The organism is Nocardiopsis lucentensis DSM 44048 (assembly GCF_000341125.1).
GTDB classification, from domain to species: Bacteria; Actinomycetota; Actinomycetes; order Streptosporangiales; family Streptosporangiaceae; genus Nocardiopsis; species Nocardiopsis lucentensis.
The window spans coordinates 1-1,121 of record NZ_ANBC01000812.1 but is presented as its reverse complement, the minus strand read 5'-3'; the positions used below and the strand labels follow the sequence as shown (position 1 = coordinate 1,121).

Here is a 1,121-nt window from a genome sequence, read left to right as displayed (position 1 = left end):
GTGGCCGGCCCCTGGGGGACCAGGGTCCGGCCACCCGCTGCGAGAACATCGAGACAGGCCGTTCGTATGTTCTCCTCGTCACCGCGAAGGAGGGCCGTCACGCCGTCCGCGTTCCCGGCCGAGTCGCGGGAACGGATCACCGAGATCCCGCCGACCCGCCCGGACGACACCCGCGAGGCCCCGCGTCGCGTCCCGCGGGCCCCGGTGTGACGTCCCACTCCCGCCCTCCCCTCGTGGGCGTTCCCGGCGAATCCGGGTCTAACGTGGGGTGAACACCAGCAGGAGGGGGACAGCGTGGCGCAGGCGCACCACATGCGGATCGGCGAGGTGGCGGAGCGCACGGGGCTGTCCCTGCGCACGATCCGCTACTACGGCGAGGTCGACCTCGTCGTGCCCTCCGCGCGCTCACGCGGCGGATACCGGCTCTACACCGAGACCGACGTCGACCGACTCCAACTGATCAAGCGGATGAAACCGCTCGGCTTCAGCCTGGACGAGACCCGTGAACTCCTGACCGCCGTCGACGGCCTCGGCGCGGACGACACCGACGAGGACGAGCGCGCCGCCCTGACCGAGCGGCTCGACTCCTTCGAAGCGGCCATCGCCGACCGCTGCGTCACCCTGCGGCGCCAACTGGAGATGGCCGAGGAGTTCGCCGAGCGCCTGCGCCGACAGCGCGCCGGGCGCGCCGCGTCCGCCTGACGCCTCCCGCCCCGGCCCGCTCCTCCCCCGCCCGTGCCTCGGCGCGCGTGACCGGAAAATGTGCGTGCCCCAGACCTGACTCACGGGCCATCACACAGCGTCATCGGCGGCGAAACACGGTCGTGATCCAGGTTTCCGGCTGTTGTCAGGAAGGACAGCCACAACACTCACGCCCTGTGAGGGTTGTCTCAGTCGCGCACAGTGACACCAACCTTCACGTAACGGTAAGGTCAGACCCGTTGGGCCCACGCACCACTTGCTGACCCACCCACCACTTCCCGACCCTCCTGGTGACACGGTCACTACAGGCGAGGTCGGGCCCGCGGCGACGCGGCCGCGCTCCGGGGCACACCGTCCGTGCCGCACCGGAATCCCAGGCGCCACCCCGCACCCCACGCGGTGCGGGCCGCCGCGCGCCG

Annotated in this window: 1 protein-coding gene; it reads left to right on the top strand. The window is 71.5% G+C overall.

Annotation, left to right across the window (positions count from 1 at the left end; translation table 11 throughout):
• The first annotated feature begins 294 nt into the window (after nt 1-294).
• On the top strand, nt 295-702 hold the full coding sequence (locus D471_RS0128360) for a MerR family transcriptional regulator (RefSeq protein ID WP_017601748.1): 408 nt from the start codon (nt 295-297) through the stop codon (nt 700-702).
• Nucleotides 703-1,121 lie beyond the last annotated feature (419 nt).